General features: G+C 44.9%; 1 protein-coding gene. It reads right to left on the minus strand.

Features of this window, described 5'->3' with window-relative positions:
- Positions 1-25: 25 nt before the first annotated feature.
- Entirely contained in the window at positions 26-1,222 is a 1,197-nt protein-coding gene (locus C7Y69_RS19130; RefSeq protein ID WP_126873844.1) for an IS4 family transposase, read from the minus strand.
- Positions 1,223-1,334: the final 112 nt, after the last annotated feature.

The following is a 1,334-nucleotide window of genomic DNA, read 5'->3' on the forward strand; positions in this document are numbered from 1 at the left end:
CTGAGGGATCCCCACGAATTTAATTTCATGTACCTCCACCCCAGGCTTCGTCTACTAAGGAGCTGTACCACTCGAGTGCAGCTTTCCATTGTCGTATGGTAAACCGTATCCTACAGGCGATAGCCCTGAGCCCAAGGTAGTGGAACGATAAAACTCTTTTTGTATTGGTGTTTGCTTGGAAGCGACGATGTTTACTTGAGGTGACTAGCATCATACCGAGCATTATGGCGACAACAGAGGCTAACGTTGTTAGTAACACCAATAGTGTAAGACGCTGCTTTTTGTAACTTTTGTTTTGTTCGTAACCTAACCCGAACCGTGTGCTTTTCATATCTCTGAAGCCTTCTTCAATTTGCATACGCTGCCGATAGATAGCGACAACTTGTTTAGATAAATGACGATGAGAAGCGAGTGAAGTCGCTAACAGCCACGGATCTTTCGCCCCTTGTGCGTGGATTTTCGAACGCTTAGATGATTTGCGTGTTCCGTCTGGGTTAGTGGCGTGACGCCCCTTGGACTTTTGTTTAAACAGAATAAGCGTACAGGCAAAGGGATTGCTTCTTACTATCTGGCTATTATCAAAACGCTTAGGTCGACCGGTTGCTTGGGCGTAAAGATGACGAATACATTGCCACGTATTTCCTCTATCAAGCGAGTAAAAATGGGGCTTACGGATACGCCCAACAATATCCCATCGTAGCGCCAAGACTTCCCTAAACCAAGGTGACTTATACCCTGCATCAGTGACGATAATAGGCCGACAGTCGGCAGGCAATATGGTGTGTAAGGTCCTTAAGAATGCCCTGTGTGTGGCTGGTTTCTCTTTGGTCTTGTTGCAATGAACTTCCTGATAAAGTGTGATGGGCCTACCTTTTAAAGATATCGCCGCACGTAAGAGAAAATGCTTTTTACGGTCATCTAAATCTGACCAATCAATTGATATGACGGGGCGTGATGTGCTGCCACAAAATAGTTGGCAAATAGCGACATAAATAAAAGGGGCTTCGCTAAGCAGATTGGGGTTTGAAAGCAAACGGTCAGCACGTTTGATTCGATGCTTCTCAAATGCTCTGGTGTTAATACCTCGGCCGATGCTTGTGACAGTCGCAGCGCTTCCATTGAGCAAACTCTTAACACAAGCAATAACTGCTTTTTGCCGAGTCTTGTGCATTTTAAAGCTGACAAGCGATACGACTTTGTTCACAATAGATAGGGCATTCATGGCTGTTTGGTCTCAGTGATGTTTGGCGATTGATCTGATCACCAAACGCCATGAATGTTCCCTTCTTTTTTATCTCACTGATTTTGCTATATTATTTGTGGGGATACCTCAG

This window comes from Alteromonas sp. KS69 (assembly GCF_003989595.1).
Lineage (GTDB): Bacteria > Pseudomonadota > Gammaproteobacteria > Enterobacterales > Alteromonadaceae > Alteromonas > Alteromonas naphthalenivorans.